This is a genomic window from Pseudomonas sp. MH9.2 (genome assembly GCF_034353875.1).
Taxonomy (GTDB): Bacteria; Pseudomonadota; Gammaproteobacteria; order Pseudomonadales; family Pseudomonadaceae; genus Aquipseudomonas.
The window spans coordinates 5485116-5505861 of the sequence record NZ_CP133784.1; the positions used below are offsets into that span (position 1 = coordinate 5485116).

Genomic DNA, 20746 nt, shown 5'->3' on the forward strand with positions numbered 1-20746 from the left:
TGACGATAGACTGATTGGACAATTGTGCTGGCGAGTCGGCCATGACAGGGCTCTAAAGCACGGTTATAACACCGCCGGAACCGACTCTTTGCCACGGTAATCCGAGCACCAGCGCCTGGAGTTGTTCAGCGTCCAATTCAAGTTCTGAGCCGTGTCGGACACCAGGCCAGAAAAACCGTCCCTGGTGTAGTCGTCGTGCTGCGAGCCAGATGTCTACGCCGTCATGCACCAGCACTTTCAGCCGATTAGCGCGGCGGTTGGCAAACAGATAAGCAGAGTGCGGCTGCGCCGCACCGAACACCGCCACCACCCGCGCCAGAGCGGTTTCGGTACCGGTGCGCATGTCCATCGGCGCGGTGGCGAGCCAGATGGAGTCGATGCGGATCATCGCAGCAGGTCTCGAAGAAAGGTCGCGCAGGCTGCCGCGCTTTCGGTCGGCCAGTTCACTTTGACCGTGCCACGCGGGTGTGGGATTTCAACGCAGATATTCGGTGATGCCGCTTGCGAATTTGCTCCGGCCAGCGGCATGGGTAACGGAATAAAAGCAGGTTGCAGCTCCGTGTTTTTTTGCGTTTGCACCCGAATCCATTTGTGGACGAGGTTCGCGTTGAGGCTATGGCTCAGCGCAGCGCGACGCTGGCAATCGAGGCTCCGGGCTGGGCGCACTCTTGAATGACTTGGGCTTTGAAGGATTTGGAGTAGGAACGGCATTGTGGCTGCATGAAATACCCGCTTAAAAGGCTAGAGCTGGTGCCCACTTAAATTGATCTGACCCCGAAAAGTTGGACATCACCATCGGGGGGGGGCATGAAAAAATACACAGAGCAGGCGAAGCTAGCGGCAGCACAGGACTATTGCTCCGGTACTGGAGGGTTAAGGGATGTAGCACGCCGCCATGGCGTAAATTTTTCATCCCTTCGCCAATGGGTTTCGGCTTATCAGGCGCTGGGCATCGCGGGCATCAAAGGCAAGAAGAAAGTCCATTACAGCCCTGAGTTCAAGTTGAGTGTTTTGCAACGCATGCGCGAGGAAAAACTGTCGTATCGCCAGGCCGCCGCACTGTTTGATATCCGGAGATTCGACATTATTGGCCAATGGGAACGTCGGTATGATGAAGGCGGTTTGGATGCCTTGTCCCGGCAGCCAGGAAGCGGACTTCACAAAAGTATGAAAAAACCCATCCCGTCCATTCAGCCTGAATCTTCGGACGACGAAGCTCGTACGCGTGATGATTTGCTGGTCGAATTGAACCAGTTGCGGATGGAGATTGCTTATTTAAAAAAGCTCGATGCCTTGGTTCAAGTGAAGGAACGATTAGCGCAGCGGAAAAAGCGCAAATCGTGATTGAACTGAGGCAACAGCATCCTCTGGAAGGCCTTCTTAAAGTGGCCGGCCTGGCCCGCAGCACGTTTTACTATCAACAAAAGGTGCAGCAAGCCGCTGATAAATACGCGGTTCTGAAGAGCAGAATTTGCTCAATTTTCGAGGAGCATAAGGGCCGTTATGGCTATCGCCGTATCACCGCAGCCGTTCGGCGATGTGGTCATCTCGTGAACCACAAAACTGTTCAGCGCCTCATGGCCGAACTTCAGTTGAAAAGCCGTGTGCGCCTCAAGAAATACCGCGCCTACAGAGGCGAAGAGGGCCAGGTAGCGCCGAACCTGCTGAAACGGAAGTTCGATGCCAAACGACCGAACCAGAAATGGGTAACCGATGTGACGGAGTTTCGAGTCGGCGGGCAGAAGCTTTACCTCTCACCGATCCTTGACCTCTACAACGGCGAAATCATCGCCTTCAAGACCGCTAGGCGCCCGCTGTTCGACATGGTCGGTGCGATGCTACGGCAAGCGTTTAAGCGACTGCGGCCGCGCGATAAACCGATCTTGCACTCCGACCAGGGATGGCAATATCGAATGCCCGTCTACCGTCGCATGCTGAACGAGCATGCAGTAAAGCCAAGCATGTCCTGCAAAGGAAATTGCTATGACAATGCGGCTATGGAAAGTTTTTTTGGCACGTTGAAATCCGAGTTCTTTTACCTGAACAAATTTAACAATCTCGATGAGCTTGAAACAGGGCTGGGCGACTACATACACTACTACAATCATTCGCGAATCAGGCTGAAGCTAAGCGGTCTGAGCCCTGTTGAATACAGGACTCAAGCACGGCGGGCATAGAAGGCATCCAACTTTTCGGGGTCAGATCAAATTTAAGTGCACACCATGTCTTGGCTTTGCAGGGCTGGGTAGATGACTTGGCTGGACGGATACAAGTCGAGCGACTTTTTGATGTGAATACCCGACTAAAACCATCTGACTTTCTTGATCGCCATCAAGCAGGTTTCAGCCCTTAGCTTCCTATCATGGACAGGCCAAGCAAAGAGGAAGCGGCTATGTCAGAGACCTTCACAAAAGGCATGGCCAGGAATATCTATTTCGGGGGAAGCGTGTTCTTTTTCCTGATATTTCTGGCCTTGACCTATCACACGGAACAGACCTTTCCAGAGCGCAGCAATGAAGCGCAATTAAGCGAGTCGGTGGTACGCGGCAAGTTGGTCTGGGAGCAAAACAACTGCATCGGATGCCACACATTACTGGGCGAGGGCGCTTACTTCGCGCCTGAGCTGGGCAACGTGTTCCAACGGCGCGGTGGAGAGGAGGGCTTCAAACCCTTTCTGCATGCCTGGATGAAAATGCAGCCGCTGGGCGTACCAGGTCGGCGAGCGATGCCTCAGTTCAACCTGAGCGATCAGGAAGTGGACGACATCTCCGAGTTCCTCAAATGGAGCTCGAAAATCAATACCAATGGCTGGCCGCCAAACAAGGAGGGCTGAGAGATGAGTATTGCTAATCCACATCTGAAATTCGCCTCGCAAGCCGTGGCCAAACCTTACTTCGTGTTTGCCCTGATTCTGTTTCTCGGTCAGGTGGTGTTCGGTTTGATCATGGGCCTGCAATACGTGGTGGGGGACTTTCTGTTTCCGGCCATTCCCTTCAACGTGGCGCGGATGGTACACACCAACCTGCTGATCGTCTGGATACTGTTCGGCTTCATGGGCGCCGCCTACTACCTGATTCCGGAAGAGGCCGACCGCGAACTGCACAGTCCCAAGCTTGCGATCATCCTGTTCTGGGTATTCGCCGCCGCGGGTGTGCTGACGATTCTGGGCTATCTGCTGGTGCCTTATGCGGGCTTGGCCAGGCTGACCCATAACGAGCTGCTGCCGACCATGGGCCGGGAGTTTCTGGAGCAGCCGACCATCACCAAGATGGGCATTGTGGTGGTGTGTCTGGGCTTCCTCTACAACATCGGGATGACCCTCCTCAAAGGTCGCAAGACCACCATCAGCATGGTCATGATGACCGGGTTGATCGGTCTCGCGGTGTTCTTCCTGTTCTCCTTCTACAACCCCGGAAACCTGGCTCGCGACAAGTTCTACTGGTGGTGGGTGGTGCATCTTTGGGTCGAAGGCGTGTGGGAGCTGATCATGGGCTCAATGCTGGCCTTCGTGCTGATCAAGATCACCGGTGTGGATCGGGAAGTGGTCGAAAAATGGCTCTATGTGATCATCGCCATGGCGCTGATTACCGGGATCATCGGCACCGGTCACCACTTCTTCTGGATCGGTGCGCCTGAGGTTTGGTTGTGGGTCGGTTCAATCTTCTCTGCACTGGAGCCGCTGCCCTTCCTGGCCATGGTGATATTCGCCTTCAGCATGGTGAAGAAACGTCGTCGGCAACACCCGAACCGCGCGGCGACGCTGTGGGCCAAGGGCACCACGGTGACGGCCTTCTTCGGCGCTGGCGTCTGGGGTTTTCTGCATACCCTGGCACCGGTCAACTTCTACACCCATGGCTCGCAACTGACGGCGGCTCACGCCCACCTGGCCTTCTACGGTGCTTACGCGATGATCGTGATGACCTTGATCAGCTACGCCATGCCACGCTTGCGCGGGCTCGGTGAAGCAGCGGACGAGCGCTCGCAGACCCTCGAGATCTGGGGCTTCTGGTTGATGACCCTATCGATGGTGATGATCACGCTGTTCCTCACCGCTGCCGGGGCTGTCCAGATCTACCTGCAACGCTGGCCGGTCGATGGGGTCGCGTTGCCGTTCATGGCCACTGTCGATCATCTGCAAGTGCTGTTCTGGGCCCGTCTGGCCAGCGGTGTTGGTTTCCTCGCAGGGCTGCTCTGTTATCTGTTCAGTTTCAAGCAGCGTGGTCGCGCAGCCATGCGCGCCCCGGCCGCTGTTGTCCCTTCATGAGCCGGTACAACGGCTAGAAAAGGTCGGCCCGGCTGATACAGCGGGCCGTTTTTTTGGTGTCCAAAAAGGACGAATCCCATGGCCTTTACCGTCGAACTGGAAGAGTGGGTAGGCAGTGTCTGGCATCGCTTCATCACGCGGCGCGCCAGCCCGGATTTCCCGGAAGCGCGGGTTGAGCTGGTCAGTCAGCAACGACCGCTGGCGCTGTTGTTTCGCGCCATGGGCGGCGCCAGTGGCATAGGTTTGGAAGCCGCCAGCGACCGTGATCTGTTGCTGCGCCGCAACGTGCTGCAGCAGATCGCCGGTACCTGCAAGCAAGTGCCATTGGCCTGGTGCGACGAGAATAATCTTCGTCTACCGTCGAGCCTCGCGGTCTTCCCTGAGGTCGCATTGAATGAGGAACTCTATCGTTGGCTGGCGCTGCTGGCGGCACAGGCCGGCCAGATGCGTCACTGGGGTCGGGACAATCAGCGTTGGACGCAGATGCTGCTGCAGCGCTACCCCGCGTTGCATTCTCGCTATAAACGCCTGGTCGATGCCCATCTGCAATTGCGCCCGGATCCGGCATCGTTGTGCGCCGGCGAAGCGGCACTGGAGCGGGCGCTATGCCAGGCGTTGCGCGTACCGGGCAGTGTCGAACATTTTCCGCGCTGTGAACGGGCGGCTTGGCCGCTGCCGTTGTGGCTATACCCACCGCAGCACCTCGCAAGTCCGCAGGCCGCCGATCTGAGCGAAGAGTCGGAAGAGTATCTGGCTACGCCTCCCGGCGAGCAGAAAGGCGGACGCAAGCGCGCCAAGCGGATTGACGAGAGCACTAGCAAAGGCGGGCTGTTGGTGGTGCGTCTGGAGAACCTGTTCAGCTGGACCGAACACGTGGATCTGGATCGTTGGTCGGACGACAGCGAAGACCCGGACGCCGCCAGAATCGCCGAGGACCTGGATGAGTTGACCCTGTCGCGTACGCGTCTGCGCAAAGGTGGCGGCCTGAAGCTGCACCTGGACTTGCCCCCGGCCGATGTCGACGATATTCCGCTGGGCGAGGGCATCAAGTTGCCGGAATGGGACTACCGCAAGCAGCAGATGCAGGACGGCTTCGTCAATCTGCAAATGATGCTGCCGCGCGATGGCGAGGCGCAACCGTTGCCGTCACGGCTGAAGGCCTCGGCGCACCGTTTGCGGCGTCAGTTCGAGCACTTGCGCAATGACCGCCAATGGTTACGCCAGCAACCCCAGGGCTCAGAGCTGGACATGCAGGCCTGGCTGGATTTTCACGTTGAACGTGAGCATGGTCAGTGCGCCGAACGGGGGCTGTTTATGGAGCAGCGGCAAACGCGTCGCGACTTGGCGTGTCTTTTGCTGGCCGATGTGTCGATGTCCACCGATGCCCACCTGAACGATGAGCATCGCGTGATCGATGTGGTCAGGGACAGCCTGCTGCTGTTTGGTGAAACCTTGTCGGTGCTGGGGGATGATTTCGCCCTGTACGGATTTTCCTCGCTGCGTCGTCAGCAGGTGCGCATGCAGGAGCTCAAATCGTTCACCCAACGTTATGACGACAACACTCGCGGCCGAATTCAGGGGCTTAAACCAGGCTATTACACGCGCATGGGCGCAGCCATTCGCCAGGCCACGCAACTGCTGAGTGGCTGCAAGCGGCGGCGCAAACTGTTGCTGCTACTGACTGATGGCAAGCCCAATGATCTGGATCTCTACGAAGGTCGCTACGGTGTTGAAGACACTCGCGAGGCGGTGTTGGAGGCGCGGCGTCAGGGATTGACGCCGTTCTGTATCACCATTGACCGCGAGGCCGGCGATTACTTGCCGTATATGTTTGGCGCCAATGGCTACACTTTGATCCGCCAGCCTGAACAACTACCCCTGCGTTTGCCGCAGCTGTATCGCCAGCTGACTCAGCCTTGAGCCCAGGCTTGAACATCGCGGTGCGGCTCAATTGATGCTGCGCGGCAGCCAGAAAAACATCGTCACGCAAAAGATCGTCAGGCCGATGCAGAACCACATGAATCGGCGCTGCCGACGTTCTGAGGCGTGTTTGGCCAGCGCCGGCAGGGGCATGCCGCACTGGTGGCATTCGGACTCCTGTGAAGGGTTCGCGTGTTGGCAATACAGACATATGGGCATGTCACTCACTCGAATTGTTCCAGGCGCAGGCGATCAAGAATCTCGATCTGACGACCGTCTTGAGTGATGATTTTTTCGTCGATCAAGCGGCGGATGATTCGTGAAAACGTCTCCGGCTGGATCGAGAGATGCCCGGCAATCAGTTGTTTGGCCATTGGCAGTTCGAATTGGCTGTCAATGGTTTGCAGGCGCATCAGTTGCGTCAGCAGATACCGTACGACCCGGTGGGTCGCATTTCTCAGCGACAGGGTTTCGATCTCGTTGACCCGTTGGTGCAGGCGTACACACAACTTGCCGAGCAAGGCGAAGGTCAATCGACTATTGCTCTGCAGCAGGTGCATGTAGGTGTTGTTGGATATTCGGTAGAGCTGAGTGGGGCAGACCGCTTCGGCCGATGCTACATAATTTGGGGTATCCATCAGCATCATCGCTTCGGCGAAGGTTTGCCGATCGCCGATGACTTCAAACACCTTCTCCTGCCCGTCGGGCGTCAGGCGGTAGATCTTCACCGCTCCGGCAATCACGAAATAGAACGAGTCCGCCAGCTCACCCTGGCGAAACAGCGGCTCGCCTTTGTCGATGCTCAGCAAGTGGCTGGTACTCATTAATTCATCCATCTGTTCTTCATTCAATGGCTCGAACAAATGATGACTGCGCAGAATTTGGTGGTGGACGCGATGAAGCACCATAAAAATTCATCCTGAAGGTTGGGGAGAGGGACGGCTATCAGGTCAAATGAGGCCTAGAGACACACCGCTGGCCACGGCCACGATCGAGGTCAAAACCACAAACCATGCCAGTGGCTGAATGACTTTTTTCATGACGACTCCGGGTAATCGAGTGGGGGGAAGTTTCTTTGAAAGCCTTCATGCTTGAGCAAGACGCGGGCCATGCCCGGAGGCCCTTATTTACGGCGGGTATCAAAGACCGAGGTTAAAAACACCCTGTGCTTTATGGTTAAAAAAACCATTAAATGGTCAATTTTACCCTGCATGATTCAGCTGTCATGGTGAGAGTGCTTGTCTCACTCGCCGCAGGCGGGGCGGCTCGGCCCTGATTGGCTTTAGGGCACGCCCTTTGCAGACTCGTATTGGGCTACAGACGGTCAATCTAACCCCCCGACAGTTTGCAAGCTTGATGTGTGACAAATATCGCTCATCGTTAATACCAATGATTGAACTGGGATTTACCCGCTGGCAGTAAGGTAGAGGAGTGGCTTTATGCAAGTACTTGACCGCCGTACAGCGATGGCGATTGTGCCGCTGTTACGCCTGGCCTTCAGGCCATTTTTCCTGGTCGGCTGTCTTCTGGCGTTGCTGGCCATACCGCTCTGGCTGGCAGCCTTGAGTGGCGCGATATCCAGTTGGCAGCCTGCAGGCGGTTGGCTGGCGTGGCATCGGCATGAGCTGCTGTTCGGCTTTGCGTTGGCAATTATCGCGGGTTTTCTGCTGACTGCCGTGCAGACCTGGACCGGTCGTCCTGGCATCAGCGGCAGACCGCTGGCGGCTCTGGCGCTGGTGTGGTTGTTCGCACGACTGGCCTGGTTGGCGAATGTGCCGTGGCCACTGCTCGCTGTTCTGGAGCTGGCTTTCCCGCTGGCGGTGGCGGCGCTCATGGGCTTCACCCTCTGGAAGGTGCGGCAGAAACGGAACTACCCGATTGTGTTGGTGTTGCTGCTGTTGACCGCGGCTGACGGGTTGTCTGTGTACGGCCTGGTTGACGGCCATGAAGGCTGGCAGCGTCAAGGCGTTCTGACTGGCATCTGGCTGGTGGCGGCGATGATGGGTTTGATCGGCGGGCGAATCATTCCGTTTTTCACCCAGCGCGGCCTCGGTCGGGTCAATGGCGTTGCCGCCTGGCCCTGGCTTGATCGCTTGTTGTTGGTGGGCTCACCGTTGGTGGCGCTGTTGTATGCCGCCGGACCTGCGCTTAACCCCAATGTATGGGTCGGCCTGCTGTTTGCAGTGTTGGCAGCAGGGCATTTGCTGCGTCTGGTTCGCTGGCATGATCGGGCGCTCTGGCGCGTGCCGTTGCTGTGGTCGTTGCACCTGGCCTATGGCTGGTTGGCGGTGGCCTGCGTGGGCATGGCGTTGTGGCATTTCGGTGTGCCGGTGAACCCGAGTCTGGCGGTGCATTGCCTGACGATAGGTGCCATGGGCGGCTTGATTCTGGCGATGATCGCGCGGGTCACTCTGGGGCATACCGGTCGTGCGCTGGAGCCGCCGTCAGGCATGACCCTGGCGTTTATTTTGCTGAACCTGGCATGTCTGAGTCGGGTGGCGCTGGTGCTGTTGTTTCCGTTGGGGGCGTTATGGCTGGCGGGGCTGTGCTGGGCGTTGGCGTTTGCGCTCTATGCCTGGCGCTATGGACCGATGCTGCTACGGACCCGGGTTGATGGCCATCCAGGATGAGCAGACGAACTGACGGAGGTTGCCAATGATGTATCCCTTTTTGCTGGTCACTCATCTGCTGGCGGCCATCGCCTTTATCGGCACGCTGTTTTTCGAGGTGTTCATCTGGCATTCCGCCCGCCAGCAGTTGGCGAACGGTGGGCAACTGATGGCGGATCAGGCGATTGCGGTGCGCTCGCGCAAGGTGCTGCATGGGGTGGTGTTGCTGTTGTATGGCGCTGGCATCGGGCTGGCGTGGCAGCACCGTGGTGTATTGAGTGAGCCGCTGGCCAGCAGTTTTGGCACGCTATTGAGCCTGAAAATCGTTCTGGCCTTGAGCATCATCGGGCATTACTTGCTACTGGCGTATTGGCTGAAAAGCGCACGGATGACGTCGGTCCGCGCCAACTGGATTCGCCGCAGCATTCTTGGACACATGCTGTTGATCGTGATCCTGGCCAAGGCCATGTTCTATTGGCACGGTTGATCATCTCATCATCGTAGCTTCATCCAACCCAGGAAAAACCCGCGTCAACCGGTTGGCCGACGCGGGTTTTGTAGTGCAGGCAAGTGATCAATGGCGAGGGTTCAGGGCCTTGACGAACAGCACGTTGTTTTCCAGATGGATGTGCTGCATCAGGTCGTCTCGAAATTCCAGCAGCCCGCGATAAAGGGCGCGCCAGGTATTGCAGGCATCGGCAGGCGGGGTGATGTTGTCGGTAAGGGCGAGCATTTTTTCCAGGGCTTCACCGTGTTGATCATGTTCAAAGCGCAGCACCTGGATCGGTGGTGCGGCCCGGGGGCCCATTCCCTGTTGCAGCATCGGGAAGAGCACTTGTTCTTCCTTGAGCATGTGGCCTTCGAGTTCTTGCTGCATGTCCCGCAGGTGGTCGGCCAGCCCATTGGGGCAACTGCTGCGTGCACCATGGACCTGCTCGACACGGCGGGCCAGGCGGATCAGTTCCGGCAGTTGCTCGCGGTGGCGGGCGTGGTAGCGCGCCAGGATATGGGCGATCAACAGTTCCTCGGTTTCGTTGCGCCAGTCATGTTGGGTTTCACCGGCGTCTTGCAAGGCGTGGAGCGCGTCTGCAATCAGCAGGGGATCGAGGCCTTTGCCGAGGGCTGCTTCACGCAGGCTTTTTTGCCCGCCGCAACAGAAGTCCAGATTGAAGGCGTGAAAAGTCCGGGTGGCGCCGGGAATGTCGCAGGCCAGTTGGCCGAGACTTTGGTCCAGAAGGGTCAGGCTCATCGGGTTTCCTTTTAGGTTTCACAGGTTACCAACCCTTTTGCATCCGGCATGCCATAGTTAACCTATTGAAAATACTCGATTAATTTTTTGTTGTGGTGATAAGTACCCTGGCAGCCTAGGGTGAACAGAACCATAAAGGGTGATTATTACCATGCTGCGTGAAAGCCTGGCTGCTGACTTGATCGTCGAGCTGCCGAATGCCGTGCGTTTGCAACGGCTTGTCCACACCCTGCGCGAGTACTTCCACAGTGGCGCCGTGGGGTTGCTGCGTCTGGACGATGACAGCCTCAGGCCAGTCGCGACGGTAGGACTGGTTCACGAAGCGCTGGGGCGGCGGTTTGTCATCGCCCAGCATCCTCGACTCGCGGCGATCATGGCCTCACGCGAGCCCACCTGGTTCGAGCCCGACAGCCGCCTGCCGGATCCCTATGACGGCTTGCTCGACGGCCATGTCGGAGAACCGTTGCCAGTGCATGACTGCATGGGCGTGAGTCTGTATGTGGAAGGGCGGATATGGGGGGCGATCACTCTCGATGCGTTGCATGCAGGGACCTTCGACAGCCACGCGCGGGAGGAGCTCAACCGCTGTACGTTGCAGATCGAGGCCGCCGTGCGGGTAACCCGGCTCGAGCAGGAAAATCGCAGCTTGCGCTTGTCGCGCAGCGATACTCAGGACGTGCGGATGCCCGCTGAAGAAGGTGAAATTCTCGGTCAGAGCGACGTGTTGCGCCAGTTGCTCAATGAGCTGGAGGTGTTGGCCGATTCCGAACTACCGGTATTGCTACTGGGTGAAACCGGGGTCGGTAAAGAACTGTTTGCCCGGCGTTTGCACCGTCTTTCACGTCGGCGTCACAAGCCTCTGGTGCATGTCAATTGTGCCGCCTTGCCGGAATCACTGGCGGAGAGCGAGTTGTTCGGGCATGTCAAAGGAGCTTTTTCCGGGGCGACCAGTGATCGCGCCGGACGTTTTGATGCGGCCAACGGCGGCACGCTGTTTCTCGACGAGGTCGGGGAGTTGCCATTGAGCGTGCAGGCAAAATTGCTGCGCACGTTGCAAAACGGCGAGATCCAGAGGCTGGGCGCCGACAAGCCGCTGCATGTCGATGTACGGATCATCGCCGCGACTAACCGACACTTGCCGGACAGCATTCGCGACGGCTTGTTTCGTGCCGATCTGTATCACCGTCTCTCGGTGTACCCAGTGCCCATTCCGGCCCTGCGCGAGCGCGGTAGCGATGTGTTGATGCTGGCTGGGCATTTCCTTGAACTCAATCGGGCGCGGCTCGGCCTGCGCGGTTTGCGTCTGTCGCCGGCGGCCGAGCGCGCGCTACTGGGCTATGCCTGGCCGGGCAATGTGCGTGAACTGGAACATGTGATCAGTCGAGCCGCGTTGAAGCAGTTAAGCCGCGGCACCAGTCGTAACCTGATCATGACGCTGGAGCCCGAGATCCTGGATCTCGACAGCGCGATGGGGTCACAGGGCTCGGTTGCCAAGTTGCCGCTGGATGCTGCGCCTGACGTGCCATTCCAGCCCTTGGGCGAGGCTGTGGACGATTACCAGCGACAAAAAATTCTCCACGCCTTGAGCGTGTCTGGGGAAAACTGGGCCAGTGCCGCACGGCTTCTGGAGGTCGACCCCAGCAATTTGCACAAACTGGCCCGGCGTTTGCGGCTCAAGTGAGGGACGGCTGCTGGGTGTCGTTGCTCTGTGTTGATGGTGGTCAAGGTGGTGTCGCGCAGTGGCTTGCACACTGGGCAGAACCTTCTGGAGATCACCACCATGCCCCTTTCCCTGGCTGAAATGCGCCGTAGTTACACCCGTGATGGCCTGCAAGACGATCTGGCGATAGACGATCCTTTGGCCTTGTTCCGACAGTGGATGCAACAAGCCCGTGAGACCGAGAGTGCCCCCGTCGAGGCTAATAGCATGGCCTTGGCGACGGTTGACAGCGCGGGGCGACCACATTGCCGGATTCTGCTGCTCAAGGGTTTCAGCGATGAAGGCTTTACGTTTTTCGGCCATTACCAGAGTGACAAGGGGCTGCAACTGGCGAGCAATCCCTGTGCTGCCATGACTTTTTTCTGGCCCGGTCTTGAACGTCAGGTTCGTATTGAAGGCCAGGTGTCCAGGCTCGACCCGCAGCTCTCGGATGCTTACTTCGACTCCCGCCCGCTGGCCAGCCGTCTGGGTGCCTTGGCTTCACCGCAAAGCCGTCCAGTGGCGAGTCGGGCAGCGCTGGAATCCTTATTGGCAGAAACCGAACAGCACCTCGTCGGCCAGACGTTGCCGCGACCCGAGCATTGGGGCGGTTACTGCCTGCATCCTGAACGGCTTGAATTCTGGCAGGGGCGTGCTGATCGCCTGCATGATCGTCTCGACTACCGTTTGCAGAATGGCGTGTGGCAACGAAATCGTTTGGCGCCTTGAGCCCAAACGATCGTCCGGATACTTGGCCGGCCGGCACTGACCCGTTGCCCTGTCGAGGTACCTCCTTGGAGGAATAGGCTCGATCTGGATTCCGGTTCAGGCTGGGCCATACCCTCATCTACGGGAAGGCTTGGATATGGCCCATCTGGCGCAACGCACGTTTCAACCGCTGAACATCGCCGTACTGACCATCAGCGATACGCGAACCTTTGAGACCGACACCTCGGGACAGACGCTGACGGATTTGTTGCAAACGGCCGGGCATGTATTGATCGACCGTGATCTGGTCAAGGACGACATTTATCAGATCCGCGCAAAACTCTCCCACTGGATCGCCGACCCCAAGGTGCAAGTGGTACTGATGACCGGCGGCACCGGATTCACTCCACGTGACAACACGCCGCAAGCGGTCCTGCCCTTGCTGGATAAACATGTGGAAGGCTTCGGTGAACTGTTCCGTCAGGTGTCTCTGGCGGAAATCGGCATGTCCAGTCTGCAGTCGCGGGCATTGGCCGGGATGAGCAATGGGGTGCTGGTGTGCTGCGTACCGGGCTCACCGGGCGCGTGCCGAACTGCCTGGGACAAGATCCTGCTCGGGCAACTGGACAGTCGCACCGGCCCATGTAATTTCGCGCCACATTTGAAGCAGCAGGCGCAGCAGGTGATTGACGCCTGCGAGGCACGCTCATGACCGGCCCGGTGTGCGACAGCGGCAACTTGATGCCTGTGGACGAGGCCATCAGCCGCCTGCTGAGCCAGGTACGGCCGCCGCCACCGGTGCAAAAGATTCCCCTGGATCAAGCCTTGGGGCGAGTGTTGGCAAGTGACATCCATTCCCCGGTAAACCTGCCGGCCTGGGACAACAGTGCCATGGACGGTTATGCCCTCAAGGCGTCTGACCTGCCACCGGCGGGCGGTTATCTGTCGGTGATTGGACGGATTGCCGCAGGGGCCAGCGACAGCTCGCCATTGTTGCCGCAACAGGCGGTGCGGATTTTTACCGGAGCGCCATTGCCACCGGGAGCCGATACCGTGGTGCCGCAAGAACGTTGCCGGGTCGAGGGCGCGCAAGTCTGGTGCCCACCGGTAAGCGTTGGCGAGCATGTGCGCAAGGAGGGCGAGGAAGTACGCCAAGGGCATCTGTTGCTTAAGGCGGGCAAGCGTTTGCGCGCACAAGAGCTAGGGTTTCTGGCGGGTGCCGGAATCGCGCAGGTCGAGGTCTACCGACCGTTGCAGGTGTGCCTGCTCAGCAGCGGAGATGAATTGCGAGAGCCAGGCGAACCGTTGGCGCCGGGGCAGATATACAACAGCAATCGTTACAGCCTCGCCGCGTTGTTGCGCGGTTGGGGCGTGGAAGTGCATGACTATGGGGTCATGGCCGATGAGTTAGCGACCAGCCGGCATGCCTTGAGCCTGGCTTCGTCGGAGTGCGACCTGCTGCTGACCTCTGGCGGCGTATCGGTGGGTGAGGAAGACCATCTCAAACAGGCCATCGAAGCGCTGGGCAGCGTCGATTTTTGGCGACTGGCAATCCAGCCGGGTAAACCGCTGGCGTTTGGCGAAGTCGCTGGAAAACCCTGGATAGGCATGCCGGGCAACCCATCGGCGGCGCTGATTACCGCGCTGGTGGTCGTGCGTCCGTTTCTGCTCAGGGCACAGGGGGTCACTGAGGTGATGCCTGTGCCATTGGCCGTGCCGGCCGGGTTCGATTGGCTGCAGCGCAACAAGCGTCGGCAGTATCTGCGGGCAAAGCTGACCCCAGGCGCTGATGGGCAATTGAGCGTGGAGCTGCACCCTCAGCAAAGTTCGGCCATGTTGAGCGCCGCCTGCTGGGCCGACGGCCTTGCCGTGATCGAGTGCGGGCAGCAGGTTCTCAAGCATGACAACGTCATGTTCCTGTCCTTCGCCGACCTGATGCATTGATAGCAATTGATCACCGTCAATGCCCTGTCTACCGGTCTCGCTAGACTGGCAGCGCATTTTCGACTGCTCTGAGTCTGCGGACGGCAGGTATCCGCCGAGGGTCGAGACGAGTTCTTTCATGAGGATTACCCGTGCAACTGGTCTGCCCGGCAGGGAACCTGCCTGCGCTTAAAGCGGCGGTGCGCCAAGGCGCCGATGCCGTCTACGTCGGTTTTCGTGATGACACCAATGCCCGGCATTTCGCCGGGTTGAATATGGACGACAAACAGTTCGATGCCGCAGTCGCGTTCATTCGCCAACATCAACGCAAACTCTACGTCGCGGTTAATACTTACCCTCAGCCCAAGGGCTGGGAGCGCTGGCAGCGGGCGGTGGATCGCGCCGCCGACTTCGGCGTGGATGCGCTGATCGCCGCCGACCCTGGCGTGCTCAACTATGCCAGTCAGCGTCACCCGCAACTGGCGCTGCACTTGTCTGTTCAGGGTTCGGCAACCCATGCCGCGGCGCTGACGTTCTATGCGCAGCGCTACGGTATTCGCCGCGCCGTGCTGCCTCGGGTGCTGTCGTTGACGCAAGTGCGGCAGGTTGCCGCCAGCAGTCCGGTGCCCATTGAAGTCTTTGGCTTCGGCAGCTTGTGCATCATGGCCGAAGGGCGTTGCCACCTTTCCTCCTACGTCACGGGCGAATCGCCGAACCTGTGTGGCGTCTGTTCGCCGGCCAAGGCAGTACGCTGGAGCGAAGACGCCCAAGGCCTGAGCGCACGCCTCAGTGAAGTCCTGATCGATCGCTACACCCCTGACGAACCCGCCGGTTATCCGACCTTGTGCAAAGGCCGTTTTCTGGTGGGTGGCAAGCGCTTTCATGCGCTGGAGGAACCTACCAGTCTCGATACCCTGGATCTGCTGCCGGAACTGGCGGCTATCGGCGTCGAAGCGGTAAAAATCGAGGGTCGCCAACGCAGCCCCGCCTATGTGGAACAAGTCACCCGCGTCTGGCGCGCCGCCCTGGATGCCCATCGCGGCTCGCCGGGCAGCTTTCGGGTCAAGGATGAATGGCGTCAGGTGCTGGCCGGTTTGTCCGAAGGCAGCCAGACCACATTGGGTGCTTATCATCGATCATGGCAATGAGGGACTGGACATGAAGCTCAGCTTGGGACCGGTCCTGTTTTATTGGGACAAAGAGCAACTCAGTAACTTTTACGCCGAGATGTCGGCCTTGCCTCTGGATGTGATTTATCTGGGGGAAACCGTGTGTTCGAAACGCCGGGCATTTTCATTGGATCAATGGCTGGGCCTGGGGCGCGAGTTGCACGAGTGCAGCCAGGCGCAGATGGTGCTTTCCAGCCTGACGCTGATCGAAGCAGCCTCCGAGCTCTCCAGCCTGCGCCGCCTGTGCGACAACGGCCAGTTGCTGGTGGAAGCCAACGACATGGGCGCGGTGCAGTTTCTGGCCGAGCGCAAGCTGCCCTTTGTTGGTGGCCCGGCACTCAATCTGTACAACGGCCATGCGCTGACGCAACTGCTGGACTGCGGAATGACCCGCTGGGTGCCACCGGTGGAGTGTTCGGCGGCGCTGATTGGCGATGTGATCGAGCAGGTGCGCGAGTTGGGACGTGAGGTGCCGGAAGTTGAAATCTTTGCCTATGGGCATTTGCCCCTGGCCTATTCCGCACGCTGCTTTACCGCCAGGGCGGAAAACCGACCCAAGGACGACTGTCAGTTTTGCTGCATCAACTACCCCGACGGCCTGGCCTTGAGCAGTCAGGAAGGCCAGCCGTTGTTCACCATCAACGGCATTCAAACAATGTCGGCCGACGTGACCAACCTGCTGGCTGATTATTCCGGACTGGTGGCCTGCGGTGCCGATCTGTTGCGCCTGAGCCCGCGAGCCCAGGGCATGGAGGAAGTGATTGCCGCCTATCAACGGGTTCGCCTGGGCGAGACGCCGCCGCTGTTCGTTGAGGGCTGTAATGGTTATTGGCATGGCCAGGCTGGCATGTTGCGCGTCGAGGAGGCAGGCCTGTGTTGAACCGAAAAAAATGGTTATTGAAAGGTGCTGATCGGTTGTTGCCGCTGGCGCACCGAGTGCCTTTTGCCGTACAGCGGTTGGTGTTGCAGCAAGCGCTCAATCGCTGCCTCGCCGAGCCGCTGCGCGACGGCAGTTTTGAACTGCTACGGGGTCGTTGGATGTGCCTGCGGATTCCAGATCTGAGCTTGTCTTGGTACCTGACCCTGGGGCGTGAGGGATTGCAGATCGCCGAGCGAGCAAAGGCGCAAGTGACCATCAGTGGCAACTGGCGGGAGTTTTTACTCCTGGCCAGTCGTCAGGAGGACCCTGACACCCTGTTTTTTCGCAGGCGTCTGGTGATTGAGGGGGATACCGAATTGGGGTTGGCGTTGAAGAACCTGATCGATAGCCTGGACCCTGATGTATTGCCTGTTTGGTTGTGGCGCAATCTGGAGCGGGCAGGGAAGGGGTTGGCGGCGGGGTGAGAATCTGCATTGCTGTGACCTACGCAGATTCGGTGTGTGGCTTGCCTGCGATGAAGGCGGCCTTACAGCCGGCTATCTTTCGCAGATGTACACTCTCCCACATTGGATTTTCATTGCATCAAGACCCTGCCAGATCCTCAAACCATCGTCTCGGCGGCTACGATTATCCGGTTTTTCTCCTCACAATCCTCCCCGACGATCAACCGTTTGATCTCCTCGAATAACTCATCACTCTGCTCCTCGGTGCAGTCCTCGCCATAGCGTTTGCGCAGGCCGTGATGGCTGAGGATCAGGTGCACATTGGCGTGTAGGCCGTGCTGGTTCAGGCAGGCTTCGACGCATTGCAGCGGGCAGCCGTCCAGCGCGAGGATCCGCCGTCCCGAGCGCGCTTTGTTGACCAGCGGCGCGACATGGCCGCCGACACCGACGATGCAGGACATTTCGGCCAGGCCTGCGCGATCCAGGCGCAAGGCCAAGGTGTTGGCCAGTTGTGCGACATTCGAACAGCCGGAGCAGGAGTAGACCAAAGGCAGGGTTGAATCGGGCATGAACATTCTCCACTGATGGACTCTGCCAGTGTGCAAGGCTGGCAGCATTGTGCCTTGACCATGGTCAAATCCGGGGGCGGCTACTGTTGGTAGGCGGCCAGATCCTCTTCGGCGAGGATGCGGATATTGCGGCGCTCCATGGTGATCAGGCCGCTCTCGACCAGACGATGCAAAATGCGCGAGAAGGTTTCCGGCTGGATCCCCAGTTTCGACGCCACCAGACGCTTGGACACCTGCAAGACGATCTGGCCGTTGACCGGGTCCCGTTCCTGGAACAGGAAATTGATGACCCGTCGGCTGGCGTTGGCGAGGGTCAGGGTGTCAATGTCCTTGAGGCGCTGGTGCAGGTGAATGCTCATGCTCGCCAGGATCGCCAGGCAGATCTTCGGCTGATCTTCCAGGGCGTTGCGGTAATGGCTGCCCTCAATGCTGACCAGCACGCAGTCCTTCAGCGCCGTGGCACTCACCGGGTAGAGTCTGGCCTGGCTGAACAGCAAGGCTTCGGCGAAGGTTTGCCCGGCATGGATGATCTCCACCAGGTTTTCCTGACCTTCACCCGTGACCCGGTGCAGCTTGATCTGACCGCTGACCAGCAAAAAAAAACGTTTGGCCGGATCGCCTTGGTGCATGAGTGTGGCGTGACAGCCCAAATGTTTGAGATTGGCCAGATTGCAGACGTCCTGAAAGACCCTTTCCGGCAATTGGCTGAACAGGTGGTGACGGCGCAAGATTAAAACGATTGAAGGGTGGGTCAGCATGGCGTACCTCCGCTGGCGGTCATGGTAGAGCTCGCGGACCCTTCGGCCTATGCCTCCGCAGGTCTACCTCCAAAGAGGGATGTCCGTCAGCTGGTGCTGCGCAGATGCTCCATGGCCCACACGGCCGCCTCTACCCGCGAGCGCAAGCCGAGCTTGTGCAGCAGGTTTTTGACGTGAACCTTGACCGTACCTTCGGTGATGCCCAGCTTGTGCCCGATGACCTTGTTGCTAAAGCCGCTGGCAATGGTTTTCAGTACCTGGCGTTCGCGCTCGGTCAGTTCCACCACAGTCTGGCGTGGTGGTGAACGCAGTGCTTGGGCCATGACCCGAGTCAGACCGGGGCTGATGACCAGTGCACCGTTCAATGCATCACGAATGTATTGAATCAACAGTTCGGGCTCCATGTCCTTGAGCAGGTAGCCATCGGCATCCAGGCGCAGCGCGTCACGAATATCATCTTCGGCGTCCGACACCGTAAACAGCAGCACCTTTCCCGTGTAGTGCGTGGCCCTTAACCGCCGCAGGGTTTCAATGCCATTCATCTGCGGCATGTTGTTATCGAGCAATATCAGATCGGGTTGCAACGGCTCTATGAGCGCGAGTGCTTCCTCACCGTTTCCGGCTTCACCGACGATCTCGAAATCATCCTCGAGTTCGAGCATTTGGCGGATGCCATGACGCATCATCGGATGATCGTCCACCAGCAGGATTCTGTGTCGCAGGGGCAAATTCATGAAACGCTACCTTCTGTTTGCTGCCCGAGAAACTCCGGTTGGAATTCCAGTTGGACGAGGGTGCCTTGCGGCACTCGGGAACATATTTGCAGTTGACCGTGCAAGCTGCGGGCGCGTTCTTCCATGATGGTCAGGCCGTGGTGTTCACGCTTGTCGGTATTGCCGCTGAAGCCCCGACCATCGTCTTCGACCGAGAGCCTGACGGTTTCGCCATCCTGACGCAGTTGCAGCCAGGCGTTTTGCGCATGGGCGTGGCGCGAGCAGTTGGACAGCGCTTCGCGAGTAATTTGCAGAATGTGGATTTGCTCACTGGCCGACAGTTGAAAGGCCAGGGTATCGACGTGCAGGTGCACCAGGAAATCCCCACGGCGGGAGAACTCCAGGGCGGTGTCCTTGAGTTCTTGCACCAGCCCTTCGTCGTGAATCTGCAAGCGAAAGGTGGTCAACAGTTCGCGTAACTGGCGGTAGGCATTGTTCAGCCCTTCGCGCAGTTCGGCGGTGACTGTTTCCAGGGTTTCGACCGGTTCGCCACGGCGCATCAGGGTTTGCATGCGGCTGACCTGGAGCTTCATGTACGACAGCGCCTGGGCCAGTGAGTCGTGCAGCTCGCGGGCGATGATGGTGCGTTCTTCGAGCAGCAGCAGGCGATGATCCTGTTCGCGCTGACGTTTGAGCGAGAGCGAGGTGCCAATCAGGTTGGCCAACGCCTGGATCAGTTGGGACTCCCAACTCTGTGCCCGATGCCCGTCGTCAAAATACGCTTTGAGCTCACCCAGTTCGTTGCCCTGGTTGCTGATGCTGAAAGTTTTCGGACTCGATTTAGTGTGTTTCTGGCAGGTGGCGCATTCACTGCTGGCACAGACTTCCCGCTGGTTTTCGCCATGCAGGGCGAGCATGTGCGAGGCGGGTGCCTGTACCGCGCCGCGTAAACACAGCGATAGACGCAAGCCAGGCAGGCGTTGCTGGAAGCGACGGATCAGTTCATCCAGCCCTTCGGCATTGGCCAGGCGCGTAGCCAGGCTGCGGCTGCTTTGGTACAGCAGTTCCAGGGCAGCATTGGCTTGTTGCAGGTTCAGGGTCTTCTGTTGGACCTGACTCTCCAGAGTACGGTGCGACTCTTCGATTGTTTCGGCCATGGCGTTGAAACTCATGGCCAACTGGCCCAGCTCATCTTGCGACTGATGGTTGACCCTCACTTTGAAGTCAGCGTCGCGAAAGCGCTTGGTGGCATCCACCAATTCTTGCAAGGGCTTTACGACGCCGTACTGCAACTCGTACAGACCGATCAGCAGGATGAAGATGGTGGTGAACAAGGCCATGCCCTGGATTGCCTGCTGCCAGCCTTGTTTGTGTTCGCTTTGTTGCTGCAACAGGCTGACGAACTGGTTCAGCTGCTCGACGAAAGGCAAGGCGTTGGCCTGGAAAAACGCCGAGTCGCCACGCTCCAGCGCCGGACGTAAATCGGCGTTCCATCGTTGCTGGATTTGTTGGTAACTGGTCTGCAGCGCGGTTGCCGGGCCATCTTCCAGCACAGCCTTGAGTGACTGGCTGTCCAGCCGTTGTTGCAGGCTGTCGGTGATGCTCGAGATTTCTTCGGCGGTTGCGCCAGAGGCCAGTTTCCAGCTCAGGTGGTAGGTCTCCATGCGCACGGAACCGGCGGTGTTGATGGCCGCCGCATCGCCTTGACTGAACCAGGCGATAAGCCCGGCGCTCAGGGAGCTGGCGAGGGCCAGGATGGCGATCAGTATTACCGCTAGCGCCGCACGAGCGGGCAGGGAGCTGCGCAACCAGCGCAGCATCAGCGCCGATCCAGAAATAAGA

At 58.8% G+C, this 20746-nt stretch carries 21 protein-coding genes; 13 read left to right on the forward strand and 8 right to left on the reverse strand.

Translation table 11 applies throughout. The features are described from left to right. Positions 1-52 precede the first annotated feature (52 nt). Positions 53-388, reverse strand: a complete 336-nt coding sequence (tnpB, locus tag RHM55_RS25300) for an IS66 family insertion sequence element accessory protein TnpB (RefSeq protein WP_322178854.1) — start codon at positions 386-388, stop codon at positions 53-55. Positions 389-807: 419 nt separating this feature from the next. On the opposite strand from tnpB, the gene RHM55_RS25305 reads away from it, so the two are divergent. The 4 genes from RHM55_RS25305 (at position 808) to RHM55_RS25320 (ending at position 6184) form a co-directional block, all read left to right on the forward strand. Next, positions 808-2177, forward strand: a protein-coding gene (locus RHM55_RS25305; RefSeq protein WP_416151993.1) for an IS3 family transposase whose coding sequence is annotated in 2 segments (ribosomal slippage) — positions 808-1276 and positions 1276-2177 — 1371 coding nt in all. Because the reading frame shifts where the segments join, the coding sequence is not laid out codon by codon here. A gap of 215 nt (positions 2178-2392) precedes the next feature. Continuing rightward, positions 2393-2833, forward strand: coding sequence for a cytochrome c (locus RHM55_RS25310; protein WP_322178855.1), 441 nt, complete (start codon positions 2393-2395; stop codon positions 2831-2833). 3 nt (positions 2834-2836) lie between these two features. Beyond that, positions 2837-4264, forward strand: coding sequence for a cbb3-type cytochrome c oxidase subunit I (locus RHM55_RS25315; RefSeq protein WP_322178856.1), 1428 nt, complete (start codon positions 2837-2839; stop codon positions 4262-4264). A gap of 78 nt (positions 4265-4342) precedes the next feature. Continuing rightward, positions 4343-6184: a nitric oxide reductase activation protein NorD gene (locus RHM55_RS25320; RefSeq protein ID WP_322178857.1), complete on the forward strand. Its 1842-nt coding sequence runs from the start codon at positions 4343-4345 to the stop codon at positions 6182-6184. A gap of 27 nt (positions 6185-6211) precedes the next feature. Here RHM55_RS25320 and RHM55_RS25325 read toward each other — a convergent pair whose 3' ends face one another. Both RHM55_RS25325 and RHM55_RS25330 read right to left on the reverse strand, forming a co-directional pair. Next, positions 6212-6403: a protein DnrP gene (locus RHM55_RS25325; protein WP_322183110.1), complete on the reverse strand. Its 192-nt coding sequence runs from the start codon at positions 6401-6403 to the stop codon at positions 6212-6214. Positions 6404-6408: 5 nt separating this feature from the next. Further along, the gene (locus RHM55_RS25330) at positions 6409-7092 is read right to left on the reverse strand and encodes a Crp/Fnr family transcriptional regulator (RefSeq protein ID WP_322178858.1); all 684 of its coding nucleotides are present in this window, start codon (positions 7090-7092) and stop codon (positions 6409-6411) included. 531 nt (positions 7093-7623) lie between these two features. Here RHM55_RS25330 and RHM55_RS25335 point away from each other — a divergent pair. Both RHM55_RS25335 and RHM55_RS25340 read left to right on the forward strand, forming a co-directional pair. Then, complete coding sequence (locus RHM55_RS25335) at positions 7624-8814, forward strand: NnrS family protein (protein WP_322178859.1); 1191 nt, start codon at positions 7624-7626, stop codon at positions 8812-8814. 28 nt (positions 8815-8842) lie between these two features. Beyond that, complete coding sequence (locus tag RHM55_RS25340; RefSeq protein ID WP_322183112.1) at positions 8843-9280, forward strand: hypothetical protein; 438 nt, start codon at positions 8843-8845, stop codon at positions 9278-9280. An 87-nt stretch (positions 9281-9367) separates the two neighbouring features. On the opposite strand, the gene ytfE is transcribed toward RHM55_RS25340, so the two are convergent. Continuing rightward, positions 9368-10042 (reverse strand): iron-sulfur cluster repair protein YtfE, encoded by a 675-nt coding sequence (ytfE, locus tag RHM55_RS25345; RefSeq protein ID WP_322178860.1) that lies wholly within the window; start codon positions 10040-10042, stop codon positions 9368-9370. Between the two features lie 151 nt (positions 10043-10193). On the opposite strand from ytfE, the gene norR reads away from it, so the two are divergent. From norR to ubiT, 7 genes are all read left to right on the forward strand, one after another. After that, the gene (norR, locus tag RHM55_RS25350; RefSeq protein WP_322178861.1) at positions 10194-11723 is read left to right on the forward strand and encodes a nitric oxide reductase transcriptional regulator NorR; all 1530 of its coding nucleotides are present in this window, start codon (positions 10194-10196) and stop codon (positions 11721-11723) included. A gap of 99 nt (positions 11724-11822) precedes the next feature. Further along, entirely contained in the window at positions 11823-12470 is a 648-nt protein-coding gene (gene pdxH / locus RHM55_RS25355) for a pyridoxamine 5'-phosphate oxidase (RefSeq protein WP_322178862.1), read from the forward strand. Positions 12471-12606: 136 nt separating this feature from the next. Then, positions 12607-13161, forward strand: coding sequence for a molybdenum cofactor biosynthesis protein B (gene moaB / locus RHM55_RS25360; RefSeq protein WP_322178863.1), 555 nt, complete (start codon positions 12607-12609; stop codon positions 13159-13161). Beyond that, positions 13158-14393: a gephyrin-like molybdotransferase Glp gene (gene glp / locus RHM55_RS25365; RefSeq protein WP_322178864.1), complete on the forward strand. Its 1236-nt coding sequence runs from the start codon at positions 13158-13160 to the stop codon at positions 14391-14393. The genes moaB and glp overlap by 4 nt, the downstream gene beginning before the upstream one ends. Positions 14394-14524: 131 nt before the next feature. Beyond that, the gene (ubiU, locus tag RHM55_RS25370; protein WP_219060025.1) at positions 14525-15520 is read left to right on the forward strand and encodes a ubiquinone anaerobic biosynthesis protein UbiU; all 996 of its coding nucleotides are present in this window, start codon (positions 14525-14527) and stop codon (positions 15518-15520) included. 10 nt (positions 15521-15530) lie between these two features. Then, entirely contained in the window at positions 15531-16421 is an 891-nt protein-coding gene (locus RHM55_RS25375) for a U32 family peptidase (protein ID WP_322178865.1), read from the forward strand. Next, the gene (gene ubiT, locus RHM55_RS25380) at positions 16415-16885 is read left to right on the forward strand and encodes a ubiquinone anaerobic biosynthesis accessory factor UbiT (RefSeq protein WP_322178866.1); all 471 of its coding nucleotides are present in this window, start codon (positions 16415-16417) and stop codon (positions 16883-16885) included. Before RHM55_RS25375 ends, ubiT begins: the two co-directional genes overlap by 7 nt. A gap of 137 nt (positions 16886-17022) precedes the next feature. Here the strand turns inward: ubiT and RHM55_RS25385 are convergent, their stop codons facing one another. The 4 genes from RHM55_RS25385 to RHM55_RS25400 form a co-directional block, all read right to left on the reverse strand. Beyond that, entirely contained in the window at positions 17023-17433 is a 411-nt protein-coding gene (locus RHM55_RS25385) for a putative zinc-binding protein (protein ID WP_322178867.1), read from the reverse strand. 80 nt (positions 17434-17513) lie between these two features. Next, on the reverse strand, positions 17514-18191 hold the full coding sequence (locus tag RHM55_RS25390) for a Crp/Fnr family transcriptional regulator (RefSeq protein ID WP_322178868.1): 678 nt from the start codon (positions 18189-18191) through the stop codon (positions 17514-17516). 86 nt (positions 18192-18277) lie between these two features. After that, positions 18278-18925, reverse strand: a complete 648-nt coding sequence (narL, locus tag RHM55_RS25395; RefSeq protein ID WP_322178869.1) for a two-component system response regulator NarL — start codon at positions 18923-18925, stop codon at positions 18278-18280. Beyond that, entirely contained in the window at positions 18922-20724 is a 1803-nt protein-coding gene (locus RHM55_RS25400) for a HAMP domain-containing protein (protein ID WP_322178870.1), read from the reverse strand. The genes narL and RHM55_RS25400 overlap by 4 nt, the downstream gene beginning before the upstream one ends. Positions 20725-20746: the final 22 nt, after the last annotated feature.